13 protein-coding genes are annotated in these 19362 nt (G+C 62.2%); 4 read left to right on the top strand and 9 right to left on the bottom strand.

Features of this window, described 5'->3' with window-relative positions:
- Positions 1–28: 28 nt before the first annotated feature.
- On the bottom strand, positions 29–2017 hold the full coding sequence (locus tag QCBJ_RS07200) for an alpha-1,4-glucan--maltose-1-phosphate maltosyltransferase (RefSeq protein ID WP_012723947.1): 1989 nt from the start codon (positions 2015–2017) through the stop codon (positions 29–31).
- A 205-nt stretch (positions 2018–2222) separates the two neighbouring features.
- Here QCBJ_RS07200 and QCBJ_RS30180 point away from each other — a divergent pair, with 205 nt between their 5' ends.
- Complete coding sequence (locus tag QCBJ_RS30180) at positions 2223–2399, top strand: hypothetical protein (protein ID WP_163825743.1); 177 nt, start codon at positions 2223–2225, stop codon at positions 2397–2399.
- Here the strand turns inward: QCBJ_RS30180 and QCBJ_RS07195 are convergent.
- Positions 2377–2868, bottom strand: coding sequence for an MgtC/SapB family protein (locus QCBJ_RS07195; RefSeq protein ID WP_012723945.1), 492 nt, complete (start codon positions 2866–2868; stop codon positions 2377–2379). The two genes, QCBJ_RS30180 and QCBJ_RS07195, sit on opposite strands and share 23 nt — an antisense overlap.
- A 121-nt stretch (positions 2869–2989) precedes the next feature.
- On the opposite strand from QCBJ_RS07195, the gene QCBJ_RS07190 reads away from it, so the two are divergent.
- From QCBJ_RS07190 to mapR, 3 genes are all read left to right on the top strand, one after another.
- Positions 2990–3229: a DUF3203 family protein gene (locus tag QCBJ_RS07190; RefSeq protein WP_012723944.1), complete on the top strand. Its 240-nt coding sequence runs from the start codon at positions 2990–2992 to the stop codon at positions 3227–3229.
- Between the two features lie 185 nt (positions 3230–3414).
- Positions 3415–4824 (top strand): cytochrome c oxidase accessory protein CcoG, encoded by a 1410-nt coding sequence (gene ccoG / locus QCBJ_RS07185; protein ID WP_102060410.1) that lies wholly within the window; start codon positions 3415–3417, stop codon positions 4822–4824.
- A gap of 67 nt (positions 4825–4891) precedes the next feature.
- The gene (gene mapR, locus QCBJ_RS07180; RefSeq protein WP_012723942.1) at positions 4892–6301 is read left to right on the top strand and encodes a GntR family transcriptional regulator MpaR; all 1410 of its coding nucleotides are present in this window, start codon (positions 4892–4894) and stop codon (positions 6299–6301) included.
- Positions 6302–6402: 101 nt separating this feature from the next.
- On the opposite strand, the gene QCBJ_RS07175 is transcribed toward mapR, so the two are convergent.
- From QCBJ_RS07175 to tpx, 7 genes are all read right to left on the bottom strand, one after another.
- Complete coding sequence (locus tag QCBJ_RS07175; protein ID WP_046033806.1) at positions 6403–7149, bottom strand: SDR family oxidoreductase; 747 nt, start codon at positions 7147–7149, stop codon at positions 6403–6405.
- 54 nt (positions 7150–7203) lie between these two features.
- Complete coding sequence (locus QCBJ_RS07170; protein ID WP_102060409.1) at positions 7204–9300, bottom strand: bifunctional diguanylate cyclase/phosphodiesterase; 2097 nt, start codon at positions 9298–9300, stop codon at positions 7204–7206.
- A 216-nt stretch (positions 9301–9516) separates the two neighbouring features.
- A complete protein-coding gene (locus QCBJ_RS07165; RefSeq protein WP_256581474.1) occupies positions 9517–10929 on the bottom strand; it encodes an efflux transporter outer membrane subunit in 1413 nt (470 codons plus the stop codon).
- A gap of 155 nt (positions 10930–11084) precedes the next feature.
- Positions 11085–14192, bottom strand: a complete 3108-nt coding sequence (locus QCBJ_RS07160; protein ID WP_012723938.1) for an efflux RND transporter permease subunit — start codon at positions 14190–14192, stop codon at positions 11085–11087.
- A complete protein-coding gene (locus tag QCBJ_RS07155; RefSeq protein WP_046033802.1) occupies positions 14189–17290 on the bottom strand; it encodes an MdtB/MuxB family multidrug efflux RND transporter permease subunit in 3102 nt (1033 codons plus the stop codon). Before QCBJ_RS07155 ends, QCBJ_RS07160 begins: the two co-directional genes overlap by 4 nt.
- Entirely contained in the window at positions 17287–18591 is a 1305-nt protein-coding gene (locus tag QCBJ_RS07150) for an MdtA/MuxA family multidrug efflux RND transporter periplasmic adaptor subunit (protein ID WP_102060407.1), read from the bottom strand. The genes QCBJ_RS07155 and QCBJ_RS07150 overlap by 4 nt, the downstream gene beginning before the upstream one ends.
- A 231-nt stretch (positions 18592–18822) precedes the next feature.
- Positions 18823–19323, bottom strand: coding sequence for a thiol peroxidase (gene tpx / locus QCBJ_RS07145; RefSeq protein WP_012723935.1), 501 nt, complete (start codon positions 19321–19323; stop codon positions 18823–18825).
- Between the last annotated feature and the right edge of the window lie 39 nt (positions 19324–19362).

Below are 19362 nucleotides of genomic sequence, written 5' to 3'. Positions count from 1 at the left end.
CTCCTGGAATACGTGAACCGCGCTGGGATTAAGGGGTGGTGATACGCCAGATCCCAAACGGCATCTGCGGCTCCAAACGCGTCCACTGGTGCTTGCCATACCAGGTCCAGCGATGGCCATTCATCAAGTCTTCACCCTGAGTCTCGGCATCGTCCGGCAGGCCCAGCTCCCAGAGTGGCAGCTCGAAGTTGGCCTCTTGGGCGTTATAGGGATCAAGGTTCACCGCCACCAGAATGAAGTTGCTGCCATCCTCGCTGCGCTTGCCGAAATACAGGATGTTGTCATTCCAGGCGTTGTAGAGCTTCAGCCCCAGGTGCGTCTGCAACGCCGGGTTTTGCCGGCGGATGCGGTTGAGCTGAGCGATTTCGGCGATGATATTGCCGGGGGCGGTGAAGTCCCGTGGACGGATCTCGTACTTCTCCGAGTTCAGGTATTCCTCTTTGCCCGGTACCGGCGCCGCTTCGCACAGTTCGAACCCCGAATACATGCCCCACAGGCCCGAGCCCATGGTGGCCAACGCGGCACGGATCAAAAAGCCCGGGCGCCCGGATTCATGCAAGAACGGCGGGTTGATGTCCGGCGTGTTGACGAAGAAGTTCGGCCGGTAGCATTCGCGCCAAGGCGACTGGTTCAACTGGGTCAGGTATTCGCTCAACTCGGCCTTGGTATTGCGCCAGGTGAAATAGGTGTAGCTCTGGGAGTAACCGACCTTGCCCAGGCGCGCCATCATCGCCGGCGTGGTAAACGCCTCGGCGAGGAAGATCACCTCGGGGTATTTGGACCGCACATCGCTGATCAACCATTGCCAGAACGGCAGGGGCTTGGTGTGAGGGTTATCGACGCGAAAGGTCTTCACGCCCTCTTCCACCCAACCCACCACGACGTCGCGCAGCTCGGTCCACAGGCCCGGGATGGCGTCCGCCGCATAAAAGTCGACGTTGACGATGTCCTGGTACTTTTTCGGCGGGTTTTCCGCGTACTTGATCGTGCCGTCGGGGCGCCAGTTGAACCAGCCCGGATGCTCCTTGAGCCACGGATGGTCCTGGGAGCACTGGATGGCGAAGTCCAGGGCGATTTCCAGGCCGTGGTCGGCGGCGGCCTGCACCAGGCGGCGGAAGTCATCGCGGCTGCCCAACTGCGGGTGGATGGCCTCATGGCCGCCGTCCTCGCTGCCAATCGCGTAGGGGCTGCCCGGATCATCGGGGCCGGCGGTCAGTGAATTGTTCGGGCCTTTACGATGGCTGCGCCCGATCGGGTGGATCGGCGGGAAGTACAGAACGTCGAAGCCCATGTCATGAATCATCGACAACCGCGAGTGCACGTCATTAAACGTGCCGTGGCGCGCAGGATCGTCGGTGATCGAACGTGGAAACAACTCGTACCAGCTGGCAAACAGCGCAGCCTCACGCTCAACGTCAATCGGGTAAACGGTGCTGATGCTCAGATAGGCACGGTGATCGGCCTGCGTCATCAAATGTGCACTGTCTTCGTGCAGGAACTGCGCAACCTGCTCGGTTTCCAGCAGGCCAGAGAGTTCATGGTGCAGCAGCATCAGGCGATCGCGCAGCTCGTTGTCACTGCGTTCGGCGGCTTGCAGCACCAGGCTGCGGCCTTCCTGCAATTCCAGGCTGACCGGTACGCCGGCCTCGTGTTTCTTACGCAACTCGTAGCAGAAGCTGGCGAAGGTATCGATCCAGGCTTCAATGCAATATTCATGAGGGCCCTGCTGGGTGACGGTAAACGCGCCTTCCCAGCCATTGTTGCCCACATCGGTCATCACGACGCTGTGCCAGCTTTCATCCTGCAGCGGGCGCCAGCGGATCAGCACGGCGAGCTTGTCATGGCCGTCGGCAAACACCTTGCTGGTGACGTTGACCCGTTGGCCGACCACGGCCTTGACGGCGAATTCGCCGCCGTCAATCACGGGAGTGGTGCTTTCGATGGCGATCCTGGGCAGCAACAGCGCCTGGGACAGCGGCAATATGGACGTGCCTGGAACCTGTGTTTCAGCAGTCATCGAGCATCTTCCCCTTACGCCCTGTGGACGCTCTTTGCTTGATCCGAATTCTTCAGGCGGCCGAGCTCTCCCTGAGCACGGCCGTAATAGGTCCGAACCTGTGCCGTCGATAAAAGTTCAGGTGGATGTGTCGCCATTGAGCGGGGAATCAATTCGCCCGGCCCACTGTCCACCGGTAGAGCAAAGCACAAAGGAGGCCACACCGATGAATATCCCGATCCCGGCTGAAACACCCGACCCGAATATCGACAACCCCACCCTGCCGCCCACCGAGCCCGCACCGATTCCGGAAAAGGAACCGCCGGAGAATGAGCCGCCGCCGGTTGAAGAACCGCCGACGACCATGCCACCGGTGATCGTCAGTCCTTCTCAAAGCGCTTGACGATTTTTGGCATCACGCTGAACACCGCCAAGGCCAGCAACGTACTCAGTACCGCTGTCGATTCCCGGCCCAACCCGGCCGAGACCCCAATCGCAGCGGTCATCCACAAACCGGCTGCGGTGGTCAGGCCTTTGACATGGCCCTCTTCATCATCCTTGCCCTTGATGATGGTACCGGCGCCCAGGAAGCCGATCCCGGCAATCACGCCCTGCACCACCCGGCTCATGGCATCCGCCTGATTACCGGACATCTGCGGCACCATCACGAACAGTGCCGCCCCCAAGGCCACCAGCATATGCGTGCGCACCCCGGCGGCCTTGCCCTTGCTCTCGCGTTCAAACCCCAGGATGCCGCCCAGGATCGCGGCAATCAGCAGGCGCACCGTGATCTGGGTGAGCTGCTTCGCGTCGCCGATATCGGCGAATTCGGCCTGCAGGGTTTGCCACACTTCATGCCACCAGGCGTCCATGGATGCCGTCCTTTGTCATTGTTGGTAAAGGATGGACAGCAGCGACCGCCAGTCAGTTGCCTTGAACCCCTGCACATCGGCGGCCCCTAACCTTACATAGCTCACGAATAAGGAGAACGGCATGCCCCTACGTATCGAAAACCAGCTGTGCTACTTCATGCTCGATGACAATGGCCAGGAACAGAGCGTGCCGGCGACCCGAGTCAATATCGTGACCGACACTGAAAAATCCATGTCTTACGTCGAATTGGCCGCCGAGCGCATCTACATCACCGAAGCCGAGGCCGACGCCTTGACGGTCGCCGGGGCGCACGATGGCCGCCAGCATGTAAAGGCCGACGAACCTGGTTCGCTGATTTAATTGATCTGTATCAGTTCCCCCCCAGACACTGCTGCACCCCAGGCGCCATGGGGTGCAGCACATTGACGCAGGCCCTTGCGCCCTTGTCATCTGATCCGCTTTTTATCGCCCTACCTGAGTCTGTTATGCACACAGCCCCACGCGCATAGTTCGTCCGCCTGATGGAGGCTGATGAGCGAACGACCATGAGCGAAAGAATCCCCACCGTGGACACCTTTGAGCCCTTGCACCCAAAGAAGGTGAAGGCCAAATCCAGCGACAACCTGATTCATACCCGCAGTTTCACCGGCCTGTTCCGCACCTTGCGCGTGGCCGGTGCAGGCGTTCTGTTCCTGGCGTTTTTCGGCACCGTGTGGCTGAACTGGGACGGCCGGCAAGCGGTGCTATGGGACTTGGCTGAGAGCAAATTCCACATCTTTGGCGCGACGTTCTGGCCCCAGGACTTCATCCTGCTCTCGGCGCTGCTGATCATCTGCGCGTTCGGCCTGTTTGCGATCACAGTGTTTGCCGGCCGTGTGTGGTGCGGCTACACCTGCCCGCAAAGCGCGTTTACCTGGCTGTTCATGTGGTGCGAAAAAGTCACCGAGGGCGAGCGCAACCAGCGTATCAAGCTGCACGCCGCACCTTGGAGCCTGAACAAACTGGCGCGGCGCTCGGCCAAACACACGTTGTGGCTGGGTATCAGCGTGCTGACAGGGCTGACGTTTGTCGGCTATTTCACGCCGATCCGCCCCCTGGCCGCCGAACTGCTGAGCTGGCAAATGGGCGGCGTCAGCCTGTTCTGGGTGCTGTTTTTCACCGGTGCCACCTACCTCAACGCCGGCTGGCTGCGTGAAGCGGTGTGCATGCACATGTGCCCGTATGCGCGGTTCCAGAGCGTCATGTTCGACAAAGACACCTTGACCATTTCTTACGACGTGGCGCGCGGCGAACACCGTGGCCCGCGCAAGCGTGAAGTCAAACCCGCCGATGTCGGCCTCGGCGATTGCATCGACTGCCAACTGTGCGTGCAGGTGTGCCCCACCGGTATCGACATCCGCGACGGCCTGCAAATGGAGTGCATCGGCTGCGCGGCGTGCATCGACGCCTGCGATTCGATCATGGACAAAATGGGCTACCCGCGTGGCCTGGTGAGCTACACCAGCGAACATCAATTGCAAGGCGGCAAGACCCACCTGCTAAGGCCACGCCTGATCGGCTACAGTGCCGTACTGCTGGTGATGATCGCGGCGTTGGTGGTGGCGCTGGTGGAACGGCCGATGGTGTCGCTGGACGTGACCAAGGACCGTGGCCTGTTCCGCGAGAACGCTCAGGGCCAGATCGAAAACATCTACAGCCTCAAGGTGATCAACAAGACCCAGCAGCGCCAGGATTACCGCCTGGCGTTGGTGGACGCCGATGGCTTCCAGTTGCAAGGCAAGACGGAAATCAGCCTGGCAGCGGGGGAAATCAGCGATGTGCCGGTGTCGGTGGCGTTGTTGGCGGATAAACCGGCGAGCAGTTCGCAGACCTTGCGCTTCAAGGTCTCGGATGTGGATGAGCCCGGGATCTACAGTGCTGCCGAGAGTCGCTTCGTGGCGCCGCTGAACCGCTGAGGTCTGTCAGGCGAGCCAGCTCCCCCATTTAGCCCTGCGTACAATTTAAGAAAGTGATTAGGCCCCCATGAAACGCTACGAAAAATTCGCCGACGACATCGCTGAACTGATCCGCACCGGCGTGCTTGGCCCCGGCCAGCGGGTGCCTTCGGTGCGCTATGCCAGCCAGACTTACGGCATCAGCCCGTCCACGGTGTTCCAGGCCTACTACCTGCTGGAGCGCCGTGGCCTGATCCGCGCGCGGCCGCGCTCCGGCTACTTCGTCAACACCCATGCGCCCAGCCCGTTTTCCGAGCCGGAGGTGAGCGAACAGGTGCATGAGTCCACCGAGGTGGATGTCAGCGAGCTGGTGTTCTCGGTGCTCGACTCGATCAAAGACCCGAACACCGTGCCTTTCGGTTCGGCGTTCCCCAGCCCGATGCTATTCCCGTTGCCGCGCCTGGCCCGTTCCTTGGCCAGCGCCAGCCGTGAGATGGACCCGCGCCTGGTGGTCACCGACATGTCGCCGGGCAACCCGCAACTGCGTAGGCAAATCGCCCTGCGGTACATGGTCGGGGGCCTGATGCTGCCCATGGAGGAACTGCTGATCACCAATGGCGCGCTGGAGGCCTTGAACCTGTGCCTGCAAGCCGTCACTGAACCCGGTGACCTGGTGGCCATCGAAGCCCCGGCGTTCTATGCCTGCCTGCAAGTACTGGAACGCTTGAAACTCAAGGCGGTGGAAATTCCCGTGCACCCGCGCGATGGCATCGACCTCAATGCCCTGGCACAGACGCTGGAGCGCTATCCGATTAAGGCCTGCTGGACCATGACCAGCTTCCAGAACCCCATGGGCGCGACCCTGCCGGAAGCCAAGAAACAGGCATTGGTGGAGCTGCTGCGGGGCCATCAAGTGCCGCTGATCGAAGACGACGTGTATGCCGAGCTGTATTACGGGCAACAGGCGCCAAAACCGGCCAAGGCCTTCGACACCGAAGGCCTGGTGATGCATTGCGGCTCGTTCGCCAAAAGCCTCGCCCCCGGTTACCGGGTGGGCTGGGTCGCGGCCGGGCGCTTCGCGCAGAAGGTCGAACGGCTGAAATTGATGACCTCGTTGTGCCCGTCAATGCCGGCCCAGGCAGCGATTGCCGATTATCTGCAGCACGGTGGCTATGACCGGCACCTGCGCAAATTGCGCTATGCCCTGGAAGAACAGCAAAGCGCCATGCTGGCCGCCATCGCGCGCTACTTCCCGGCGCAGACCCGCGTCAGCCAGCCGGCCGGCGGGTACTTCCTGTGGCTGGAGTTGCCGGAGCAGACGGATTCATTGAAGTTGTTCCAGATGGCGCTGGCGCAAGGCATCAGCATTGCGCCGGGGCCGATCTTCTCGGCGACCCAGCGCTTTCGCAACTGCATTCGCCTGAACTATGGCAGCCCGTGGACCGAGGCGTCGGAAAAGGCCATGGAAACATTGGGGCGGATTGTGCGGTCGTTCTGAGCCAAGGGTCGCCTGCACTGGCGCCATCGCGGGCAAGCCCGGCTCCCACAGGGTACGCATTCCACGTGGGAGACGGGCTTGCCCGCGATAGCGTCAGTCGGTCAACGACCGCCCCCCAGGTCCAAAAACGTGCCGGTGGCATACGAGGCCTTATCCGACAGTAACCAGATAATCGCTTCCGCCACTTCATCCGGGCGCCCGCCTCGGGCCATGGGAATGCCGGACTCAAGCTTGCTGACGCGGTCCGGGTCGCCGCTCAGGGCATGGAAGTCGGTGTAGATATAGCCGGGGCGCACCGCGTTGACGCGAATGCCCTCGCCGGCGACTTCTTTCGACAACCCCAGGGTGAAGGTATCGAGCGCGCCTTTTGACGCCGCATAGTCGACATACTCGCCCGGCGAACCCAGGCGCGAGGCCACCGACGACACGTTGACGATGCTGCCACCCTGCCCGCCATGCTTGGGCGACATGCGCAGCACCGCGTGCTTGGCGCACAGGATCGGCCCGAGCACGTTGGTCTTCATGACTTTCAGGATGCGAAACTCGGACATCTCATCAACGCGGGATTTATGCCCCACCGTGCCGGCATTGTTGACCAGCGCGGTGACCCGGCCCAGTTCGCTGTCGACGCGATTGAACAGCGCGATCACTTCATCCTCGATGCTCACATCCGCCCGCACCGCAATGGCCTGGGCGCCCAACGCACGCACTTGCTCAAGCACGCGGTGAGCCGCTTCTTCGTCGGACTGGTAGTTGATGCAGATGCGATAGCCCTGGTGAGCGGCCAGCAATGCCGTCTCGGCGCCAATCCCACGACTGCCCCCGGTGATGATGAGGACTTTGTCCATGCGTGCGGTCTCCTGATTCAACCTGGTGTTTAGGGTCGGATCCAAGAATACCCGTCACGCACGGCTTTTGTCAGGCTCTACGGCGTTTTCGGCGCGCACGATATCGGCCATGAAAACGTCAGCCGGCAGCGGGTGGCCCAACAGGTAACCTTGCAGGGAGTTACACCCCAGCCGCGTCAGGAAACTCTGCTGCACATCGGTTTCCACGCCTTCGGCAACAATCCGCAACCCCAAGGCCTGGCCAAGGGCGACGATGGCCGAAACGATGGCGGCGTCGTCGCTGTCGTGCTCCAGGTCGCGCACAAAACCGCGGTCGATCTTCAGCTCATTGGCCGGAAGACGCTTGAGGTACATCAGGCTGGAGTAGCCGGTGCCAAAGTCATCGATGGACAAATCGACACCCATGTCCGACAGCTGCTGCAACACGGTCATGCTCGCATCGGCATCGCTCATGGCCGTGGTTTCGGTGATTTCCAGGGTCAGGCTGTTGGCCGGCAACTGGTGACGCTCCAGGGCAGCCGCCACGCTTTTGACCAGCCCTACGTGGCAGAACTGCAACGCGGACAGGTTTACGGCGATGCGCCAGTGTTCGTAACCTTCTGCATACCACAGGCTCATTTGACGACAGGCTTCGTTAAGCACCCATTCGCCGATGGGAATGATCAGCCCGGTCTTTTCCGCCATTTCGATAAACGTCGCCGGCAGCAGCAGGCCCTGCTGCGGATGCTCCCAGCGCAGCAGCGCTTCGGCACCCACCGGGATACCGCTGAGCGCATCGAACTTGGGCTGGTAGTACAGGCGGAACTGCTGCTGTTCCACCGCGTTGCGCAAGTCCTGCAACAACTGCAATTGTTTGCGCGCATTGGTGTTCATCGACGCATCAAAGAAGCTGTAGCCGTTCTTGCCCATGCCCTTGGCGTGGTACATCGCGGCGTCGGCGTTCATCAACAGCTCCTGGGGGCTATTGCCATTGCCGGGGAACATGGCGATGCCGACACTGGCGGAGATCTTCAACTCATGCTCGGCCACCCGGAAGGCGCGGTTGATCAGCACCACCTGGCGTTCGGCGAGGCCGAGGGCATCGTCCGGCTGGGTCAGTTGCACCAGCAACACAAACTCATCGCCGCCGATGCGTGCCAGGGTGTCCTGGCTGCGCAGGTCTTCGCGCAGGCGCAACCCAACTTCGCTCAGCAACTGGTCACCCATATGATGGCCGAAGGCATCGTTGACCGGCTTAAAGCCATCCAGGTCAATAAACATCAGTGCGAAGCAGCCACCCTGCTCCTTCACCGCCTGCATGGCTTGCTGAATACGGTCAGCGAGCAAAGTGCGGTTGGGCAGACCGGTGAGCATGTCGTGCAGGGCCAGGTGGGTCAGCTCTTGGTTGGCTTGGGTCAGGGAGTCGGCAAGCACCGCAGTGCGGGCTTCCAGACGCGCATCGAGCAACGACGTCAGCAAAGCGATGGCCAGCACCGCCAGGGTCGTCACCAGCACCAGATTATCCAAGCCCTTGCCGCTCAGGCCGTTCAGCGCAGCACCGCAGAAACTCTCATCGGCAAACCGTGCCGCCGCCATGCCGGTGTAATGCATGCCGACGATGGCAAAACCCATCACCACCGCCGCCCCACCGCGCGCGAGGCGTACGTACGGGGTATTGCGCCGCAGGTTATAGGCGATCCACAGCGCAGCGCCGGACGCCGCGACCGCGATCAGCAGCGAAGCGCCGAATAAGGCGGGGTCGTAGTCGATACCCGGCGTCATCCGCATCGCGGCCATGCCGGTGTAATGCATGCTGGCAATGCCGGTGCCCATGATCAGCGCGCCCAATGCCAGCTGCCAGGCCGGTAAGCGCGGCTGGCTGACCAGCCACAAGGCAAAGCCGCTGGACAACACCGCAATCAACAACGACAACGCAGTGATGCCTACGTCGAACCCCAGGGCAAACGGCAAACGCAACGCCAGCATGCCGATGAAGTGCATCGACCACACGCCCACGCCCATCGCCATGGCGCCGCCGGTTATCCATAAATAGACACCGCGTCCCTTGGCGGTGGCGATCCGGCCGGAAAGGTCGAGCGCGGTGTAGGAAGCCAGGATCGCGACGAACAGCGAAATCACGACCAGTGAGGGTGAATAACTACCGATGAGCATGGGACTTCTCGTGCGCCACGGGCCTGAGACGCCCGTGCCAAGTGGCAAAGCGGGCGATTGTAGCGAGAATAATTCTTGAGTACTTGATTAATTATCAGAGGGCCATTAGTGGCTTTTTGACGCCAATCGTATGGCTCAGTAACGACTCAAATACCAGGGCTGGCTGAGTTCAAAATGTGGGCGTGCGGTCGCTCCCACATTGGATTGCGTTCATCTTTAATTCTTGTCGGCGATTGGCGTCTGCCCGTCCCAACCACCGCCCAATGCCGCGATCAGTTGCACGCTCGCCACCAGGCGTGTCTGCAGTAAGGTCAGCACCGTGCGTTCGTTGCTCAGGGCGGTGGCTTGTACGGTGACCACGTCCAGGTAGGCAATCAGGCCGGCCTTGTACTGGTTCTGGGTCAGGCGCAGCGACTCGCGTGCGGCCTCCAGCGCTTCGTTGCTGACCACCGCCTCGTCTTCCAGCACCTTGAGTTGCACCATGTAGTTTTCCACTTCGCGGAAACCATCCAGTACGGTCTGGCGGTATTTGGCCACGGTCTCGTCATAGGAGGCCACGGTACGGTCGACTTCCGCCGAACGCTGGCCACCGTCGAACAGGGTCATGGCCAACTTCGGCCCTACCGACCAGAAGCGGTTCGGCAGGCTGATCCAGTCGGCGTAGGTGCTGCTGGAGTAACCACCGGCCAGGCTCAGGCTCAGGTCCGGGTAGTAGGCGGCCTTGGCCACACCGATATTGGCGTTGGCGGCGATCACCGAGCGTTCGGCCGAGGCAATGTCCGGGCGGCGCTCCAGCAGTTGCGAGGGCAGGCTCACTGGAATCTGCGGCAGCGCCGGGATGTCTTTGCTCACCGCCAGGTTGAAGTTGGCCGGCGCCTCGCCGATCAGCACGGCAATCGCGTTTTCCAGTTGGGCACGCTGCCAGATCAGGTCGATCAGGCTGGCCTGGGTGGTCTTCAATTGGGTTTGCGCCTGGGCCACCGCATCCTTGCCGGACACACCGGCGCGGTATTGGTTTTCGGTCATTTGCAGGGAGCGTTGGTAGGTCTCGAGGGTGGCTTGCAGCAAACGTGTCTGTTCATCCATGACGCGCAGTTGCAGGTAGCTTTGCACCAGTTCCGACTGCTGGCTCAGGCGCATCGCCGCCAGGTCTGCCGAGCTGGCTTCGGCGCTGGCCTCGTTGGCTTCCAGACCACGGCGCAGCTTGCCCCAGATGTCCGCCTCCCAGCTCACGCCCAATTGCGCGTTGAGGGTGTCACGGATGCCGCTGCTTGAACTGCTAAGGCTGGCGCTGCTGCTGCCGGTGCCCTGGCTGGCACGGGTTTTCCCGACGCTCAGGTCGACGCTGGGGTAAAACGCCCCGCGGGAGCTGCGCACCAGGGCCTGGGCCTGGCGGAAACGGGCCTCGGCCTGGGCCACGGTCTGGTTGGAGGTGTTCAGGCGCAGCACCAGGTCATTGAGCTGGCGGTCGCCGTACAATTCCCACCAGGCGCCACGGGCCAGGGAGTCACTTGGGGTAGCCTGGCGCCAGCCCTGGGCTTCCTTGAATTGGGCCGGTTCGATGACGTCAGGACGCTTGTAGTCAGGGCCGATGGCGCAGGCGCTGAGCAACACGCCACACAGCACCATCACCAACAGTTTGGCACCCGTATTGTGGCGAGGGAGCTTGCTCCCGCTGGAGTGCGAAGCGCTCCCCAGCATTTTGGGGGCTGCTGCGCAGCCCAACGGGAGCAAGCTCCCTCTCCACAGGATACCGGTGCCTACGGGGGCGTTGATTGGATCGGTCATAGCGCAGTGTCCAGGGCAGCATCGGTCCGCACGCCGCGCCAGGCGTTGAAGCGATGGCGCGCGCGGTCGAGATAAAGGTAAACCACCGGGGTGGTGTAAAGGGTCAAGACCTGGCTGAACACCAGGCCGCCGATAATGGTCAGGCCCAGGGGGCGACGCATTTCCGCGCCATCACCCGTGCCCAGCAGCAAAGGCAAGGCGCCGAGGATGGCCGCCAGGGTGGTCATCAGGATCGGGCGCAAACGCAACAGGCAGGCGCTGCGGATCGATTCCAGCGGGCCCAGGCCGTCGTTGCGCTCCAACTGCAACGCCAAGTCGATCATCAGGATCGCGTTTTTCTTCACCACCCCGATCAACAGAAACAGGCCCAGCAAGGAAATCAGGCTGAACTCGCCCCCCGTCAGGTAAATCGCGAGCATGGCGCCGACCCCCGCCGACGGCAGGGTCGAGAGAATCGTCAGCGGGTGAATGTAGCTTTCATACAGAATGCCCAGCACCAGGTACACCGCCACCAGCGCGCCGAGGATCATGAACGGCTGGCCCTTCTGCGTGGCCGCGAAGGCATCGGCGGTGCCGGCCATCTTGGCGATCACGTCTTCCGGCAACCCGACTTTGGCAATCGCCCGCTCGATGGCGGCCGTGCCCTGCTCCACCGTCACACCGGGCGCCATGTCGAAGGCAATGTTTTCCGAGGCGAACTGGCCTTCGTGGCTGACGCGGTCATCGGCCAGGCTGTTCTCATAGTGGGCAATGGTCGACAACGGCACCCGTGCACCCGTGGAAGTAATCACCTGCATCTGGTTGAGGGTGATCGGGTCCTGGGCGTACTTGGGATTGACCTCCATCACCACTTGGTACTGGTTGAGGCTGTCGTAAATGGTGGAAATCTGCCGCTGGCTGTAGGCGTTGTTAAGCACCGCCGTGACCATGTCCATGTCGATACCCAGGCGCTTGGCCTGGTCGCGGTCGACGATCAGCGTGACCTGCGCCGCACCCCGGCCTTCGCGGGCGTCGATGGCGGTGAGCTCCGGCAGCTCACGCAAGGCCGCGACCACTTTCGGGTACCACAGGCGCAGTGCCGCGAGGTCGCCGCTTTGCAGGATGTAGGAATACTGCGCGCTGGTTTGGTCGCGACTGCCACCAAATTGCAGGTCCTGGTCGGCCATCAGGAACAGACGACCGCCCGGCACCAGCGGCACGTCCTTGCGCAGGCGCTCGATCACCGCCTGGGCGGAAATCTTGCGTTCGCTGATAGGCTTCAGGCGTACCAGCATCACCGCGTTGTTAGTGCCGTTGTTGCCGCCGATGAAGCCGGCCACGCTGAGCACCGCCGGGTCCTTGAGCACCGCTTGGCGAAAGGTCTCCATCTTCGGCTGCATCACGCTGAACGACAGCCCGTCATCACCGCGCACAAAACCGATCAACTGGCCGGTGTCCTGCTGGGGCATGAAGGTTTTCGGCACCACCACGTACAACGCCACGTTCATACCAATGGTCAGCAACAGGCTGAGCAGGGTCAGGCGACGATGGCGCAGCACCCAGTCCAGGCTGGTGGCGTAGCCGGCGACCATACGGTCGTTGATCTTCTGGCTCCATCGCTGCAAACCGGTCATCCGGTCTTTGACATGCGGCTTGAGCCAGCGCGCGCAGAGCATCGGCGTGAGGGTCAACGAGACGATCAGCGACACAATGATCGCCGCCGACAAGGTGATGGAAAACTCGCGAAACAGGTTGGTGACAATCCCGCCCATGAACAGGATGGACAGGAACACCGCCACCAGCGACACGTTCATCGACAACAGGGTAAAGCCGACTTCCTCGGCCCCCAGGTACGCCGCCTTCATCGGCGGCACGCCTTCGTCGATGTGCCGGGAAATGTTCTCCAGCACCACGATGGCATCGTCCACCACAAGGCCGGTGGCCAGGATCAGCGCCATCAGCGAGAAGTTGTTCAGCGAGAAACCGTAGAGGTACATGATCGCGAACGTGCCCACCAACGACACCGGCACCGCCAGGGTCGGGATCAACGAAGCGCGGAAGTTGCCCAGGAACAGGTACACCACCAGGATCACCAGCCCCACCGCGATCAACAGGGTCATCTCGGCTTCGTGCAAGGTGGCGGTGATCACCGGCGAGCGGTCCATCGCCAGGCTGAGCTTGACGCTGGACGGCAGCACCGCCTGCAACGCGGGCAGTTGTGCCTTGATCTGGCGGACGGTCTCGATGATGTTGGCACCGGACTGGCGGTTAATCACCAGCAGCACCGCCGAGTCATTGTTGAAGAAGCCGCTGTTGTAGCGGTCTTCCACGCCGTCGCTGATCTTGGCGACATCCCCGAGGCGCAGGGCTGCGCCGTTCTGGTAGCGAATCAGCAGCGGCTCGTAGTCCTTGGCTTTCTCCAACTGGTCGTTGGCCTGGATCTGCCAGTTACGCTGGCTGTCTTCCAGGGAGCCTTTGGGCCGCCGCTGGTTGGCGTTGGCGATGGTGTTGCGTACATCGTCGAGGGCCACGCCGTACTGATCGAGCGCCTTGGGCTCCAGCTCGATGCGCACCGCCGGCAGGGAGCTGCCGCCGATCTGCACTTCGCCTACACCCGGCACCTGGGACAGGCTTTGCGAGAGGATGGTCGAGGCCAGGTCGTACAGCTGGCCTTTCTGCAGCACGTCCGAGGTGAGCGACAGCACCATGATTGGCGCCTGGGACGGGTTGATCTTCTTGTACGTGGGCATGCTGCGCATACCGCTGGGCAGCAGGTTGCGCGAGGCGTTGATCGCCGCCTGCACTTCCCGCGCCGCGCCGTTGATATCGCGGTCGGAATCGAACGCGAGGATCACCCGGGTGGAACCCTGGCTCGACGAACTGCTCATGGTGGTAATGCCGGCAATCGCGCCGAACGAGCGCTCCAGCGGCGTGGCCACGGTAGACGCCATCACCTCGGGGCTGGCGCCGGGCAAGCTGGCCGACACCACGATCACCGGGAAGTCGATCTGCGGCAGCGGCGACACCGGCAGCAGGTTGAAGCTGACACCGCCCAGCAACATGATCGCCAGGCTCAGCAGCATGGTCGCTACCGGCCGACGGATGAAAGGTCCGGACAGGTTCATGACTCAACCGGCTCCAGGCTTTGCGGCTCTTTGCGCCAGCGGCGGCCGAGACGGTCGAAGTACAGGTAGATCACCGGGGTGGTGAACAACGTCAACACCTGGCTTACCAGCAAGCCGCCGACCATCACCAAACCCAGCGGTTGGCGCAATTCCGCGCCGGAACCGGTGGCCAACATCAAGGGCACCGCACCAAACAGCGCCGCCAGGGTGGTCATCAGGATCGGCCGGAAACGCAGCAGCGCCGCCTGGTAGATGGCAGTCTGCGGGTCGAGGCCCTGGTTGCGTTCGGCGTCGAGGGCGAAGTCGATCATCATGATCGCGTTCTTCTTGACGATACCGATCAGCAGAATGATGCCGATGATCGCGATCATGCCCAGGTCATTGCCACTGAGCAGCAGGGCCAGCAATGCCCCCACCGCCGCCGAAGGCAAGGTCGAGAGAATGGTGATCGGGTGGATATAGCTCTCGTAGAGCACACCCAGCACGATGTACATGGTGACCACCGCCGCCAGGATCAGCAGCAAGGTGCTCGACAGCGACGCCTCGAACGCCTGGGCCGCGCCCTGGAACTGGGTCTGCACGCCCACCGGCATGCCGATGTCTTTCTGGGTCTGGTTGATCAGCTCCACGCCTTTGCCCAGCGCAACGCCGGGGGCCAGGTTGAACGACATCATCACCGCCGGGAACTGGCCGATGTGCGCAATCGCCAACTGGGCCTGGCGCTGTTCCACATGGGCCAGGCTGGACAAGCGCACCTGGCCGCCGTCGGTGGTCTTCACATGGATCTGGTTCAGCGCCTCGGGCCCCAGGGTTTCGCCGGATTGGGCCTGCAATACCACGCGGTACTGGCTGGCCTGGGTGTAGATGGTGGAAATCTGCCGCTGGCCGAAGGCGTCATACAGCGCGTCGGTGATGGTCGATACGCTCACGCCCAGCCGCGAGGCGGCATCGCGGTCGATCACCAAATACACCTGCAGGCCCTTGTCCTGCAGATCGCTGGCCACGTCGGTGAGTTCGGGCAACTGGCTCAACGCGTGGACCAGCTTGTCGCTCCACAGCGCCAGCAGCTCGGCATCCGGCGAGGACATGCTGAATTGGTACTGGGTGCGGCTGACGCGGTCTTCGATGGTCAGGTCCTGCACCGGCTGCATGAACAGGCGGATGCCCACCAGCTTGTCGATTTCCGGCTGCAGGCGGGTGATCACCTGGGCTGCGCTCAGGTCACGCTGGCCGTGGGCCTTGAGGTTGATCAGCAAGCGCCCGCTATTGAGGGTGGCGTTATCGCCATCCACGCCAATATAGGACGACAGGCTTTCCACCGCCGGGTCGGCCAGGATGATCTTGGCCAACTGTTGCTGGCGCTGGCTCATGGCCGCGAACGAAATCGACTGCGGCGCTTCGGAAATGCCCTGGATCACCCCAGTGTCCTGCACCGGGAAGAAGCCCTTGGGCACCACTAGGTAAAGGCATACGGTCAGGCCCAGCGTGGCAATGGCAACCAGCAGGGTCAGCGGCTGGTGCTTGAGCACCCACTGCAACATGCTCCCGTAACGCGCGATCAGCCAATCGATCCAGGCGCCGCTGGCCTTGTAGAAGCGGCTCTGCTCCTCGATCTTGGGTTCACGCTTGAGCAACCGCGCGCACATCATCGGCGTGAGGGTCAGGGACACCACCAGGGAGATCAGGATCGCCACCGCCAGGGTGATGGCGAATTCGCGGAACAGCCGCCCCACGACGTCAGCCATGAACAACAGCGGGATCAGCACCGCGATCAGCGACAGCGTCAGGGAAATCAGGGTGAAGCCGATCTGCTTGGCACCCTTGAGCGCGGCGGCCAGCGGCGTTTCGCCTTCTTCGATGTAACGGGAGATGTTTTCCAGCATCACGATGGCGTCGTCCACCACAAACCCGGTGGCGATGGTCAGGGCCATCAGCGTCAGGTTATTGATGGAGAAACCCGCCAGGTACATCACGCCAAAGGTGCCCACCAGCGACAGCGGCACGGCAATCGAGGGAATGATCGTGGCGCTGACCCGACGCAGGAACAGGAAAGTCACCATCACCACCAAGGCAATGGCGATGAGCAATTCGTGCTGCACGTCTTTTACCGAGGCGCGGATGGTCTGGGTGCGGTCGGTGAGCACCGTCACGTCGAGGCCGGCCGGCAAGTTGTCGGTGATACTCGGCAGCAATGCCTTGATACGGTCCACCACCTCGATCACGTTGGCCCCCGGCTGACGCTGGATATTCAGCAGCACGGCCTGGTTTTCGTTGGCCCAGGCAGCGAGGCGTTCGTTTTCGGCACCGTCGACGATCTGTGCCACGTCTTTAAGGCGCAGCGGCGCGCCATTGTTGTAGGCCAGGATCAATTCGGCGTATTGCTGGGGCGACACCAACTGGTCGTTGGCGTCGAGCATCGACACCCGCGTCGGGCCGTCGAAGTTGCCCTTGGGCTGGTTGACGTTGGAGGCGGCGATCAGGGTGCGCACGTCCGACAGGTTCAGGCCGTTGGCCGCCAGGGCCTCGGGGTTGACCTTGATACGCACGGCCTGGCGCTGGCCGCCGGCGATGCTGACCATGCCGACGCCGCTGATCTGCGCGATTTTCTGCGCCATGCGCGTATCGACCAGGTCATTGAGCTTGGGCAGCAGCATGGTCTTGGAGGTGATTGCCAAGGTCAGCACCGGGGTGTCCGCCGGGTTGACCTTGTTGTACACCGGCGGCGCCGGCAGGTCCTTGGGCAGCAGGTTGGTGGCAGCGTTGATCGCAGCCTGCACCTGCTGCTCGGCGACATCCATATTGATGTCGAGGTTGAAACGCAGGGTCAGCACCGACGCGCCGCCGGAGCTGGTGGACGCCATCTGCGTGAGGCCAGGCATTTGCCCGAATTGGCGTTCCAGCGGCGCGGTGACCGCACTGGTCATCACATCCGGGCTGGCGCCGGGGTACAGGGTCATCACCCGGATGGTCGGGTAATCCACCTGGGGCAAGGCCGATACCGGCAGCAGGCGGTACGAAATGATGCCGGCCAGTACAATGGCCAGCATGCTCAGCGTGGTGGCGACCGGGCGAAGGATAAACAGCCGCGACAGGTTCATGAACCGACCTTTTGCGCCTTGCCGGCGGTGCTGCCGGTCTCCCCTTTAGCCGCAGGCTTGCCTTGCAGGTGTTCGGTCGGGGTGGTCGGCACTTCGCTGCTGTCGTTGACCACTTCGATCTCGCTGCCGTCCTTGAGGCGGTCGGTGCCTTCCAGCACCACCCGATCGCCAGCCTTGAGGCCCTCTTTGATCACGGTGTTGTCGCCGTCGGTGTCTCCCACCACCAGCGGTTGCACCTTGACCTTCTTGTCACCGTCGAGCACGTAGACGAAGGTGCCGGTGTTGCCGAACTGGATCGCCGCCGAGGGTGCCAGCACCACGTCGTGCAGGGTGTCGGCCAGCAGGTGCACATTGACGAACTGGTTCGGGAACAGCGCCTGGTCCTTGTTATCGAAACGGGCCTTGAATTTCAGGGTGCCGGTGGTGACGTCGATCTGGTTGTCCAGGCTCTGCAGCACGCCAGTGGCCTGTTTTTTCACGTCGCCACGGTCCCAGGCTTCCACGGGCAGCTTATTGCCGGCGTGGTAGCGGGCGAGCACGGTTTCCAGGGTGTTCTCCGGCAGGGTGAAGGCCACGCTGATCGGCTGGGTCTGGGTGATCACCGCGAGGAAGGTGGTGTCGTTGGCCGCCACCAGGTTGCCCACGTCCACCTGGCGCAGGCCCACGCGGCCACTGATCGGTGCGCGGATCTTGGTGAATTCGAGGTTGAGCTTGGCGTCATCCACCGCGCCCTGGTTGGTCTTGACCGTGCCCTGGTATTGCAGCACCAGCGCTTCGGCGGTGTCGAGGGTCTGCTTGGCGATACTGTCCTGGGCGTACAGGTCGCGATAACGCTGGACGTCGACCTGGGCGTTTTTCAGCTGGGCCTGGTTCTGCATCAACGTGCCCTGGGCCTGGAGCAGAGCATTCTGGTAGCTGCGCGGGTCGATCTCGGCGAGCAGGTCGCCGGCTTTGACCATCTGGCCTTCTTCAAAGGCAATCTTCACCAGCTCGCCGCCCACCCGGCTGCGCACATTGATGGTGTTGAGCGCGGTGACCGTGCCCAGTGCCTTGTAGTAGACCGGAAACTCCCCCAGCACCGCCGGTGCCACGCGCACCGGCACCGGGCCGGTGGAGCCACCGAAACCCGGGCGCATCATCCCCGACTTGCCGGCATGCCCGGCGGGCTTCTGCTCGGCACCCTCCTTGTGGCTGCCGGGCCAGAATTTCCAGCACAGGCTGGCGATAACCAGCAGCACGAGCATGCCAAACAGCCAGCGGCGGGACTTACGGGGGGAGGATTGCATGGATTGATCAACCATTGGGCGCGAGAGCTTCTTCTTTGGGAGGCTGAAAGATAAGCACTGGGGCGCATTAAGAAAAGCGCCTTTACCGGCTATTTACCTTGGGCTTACAACTTTTAACTTCTGGGCTTAGTCCGTTCGCTATTTCGCTAAGCCCCTGAGGCACAAATAAAAACGGCCTGGACTAGGCCAGGCCGCAATTATGCAGCAAGCGTGTTACTGCAAAACGGCAGTAACGTACCGAAACAGTTACTTCAAAACAGCCAGGGCTGCTTCGTAGTTCGGCTCCTGGCCGATTTCGCTGACCAGTTCGCTGTGCAGCACGTTGTTGTTTTCGTCCAATACCACGACGGCACGGGCGGTCAGGCCTTGCAATGGGCCGTCGGCGAGAGACACACCGTAGTCAACAGCGAAGTCGGCGTTGCGGAAGTCCGACAGGCTCAGCACGTTGTCCAGGCCTTCGGTGCCGCAGAAACGCTTCTGGGCGAACGGCAGGTCAGACGAGATGCACAGCACGACAGTGTTGCTCACGTCGTTGGCCTGGGCGTTGAACTTGCGTACCGAGGTGGCGCAGGTCGGGGTATCAACGCTTGGGAAGATGTTCAGTACTTTGCGCTTGCCGGCGAACGTTTCCAGGGAAGCTTCCGACAGGTCGACAGCGACAAGGCTGAACTCAGGGGCGGTGGAACCGGTTTTCGGCAGTTCGCCTTCAACCTGGACGGGGTTACCACGAAGGGTGACTTGGGCCATGAACAGAATCCTTATGCTGGGTTTGATAAAACGAATTCG

This window comes from Pseudomonas sp. QC2 (assembly GCF_002859085.1).
Lineage (GTDB): Bacteria > Pseudomonadota > Gammaproteobacteria > Pseudomonadales > Pseudomonadaceae > Aquipseudomonas > Aquipseudomonas petroselini.
This window is presented reverse-complemented; position numbering and strand designations above follow the sequence as displayed.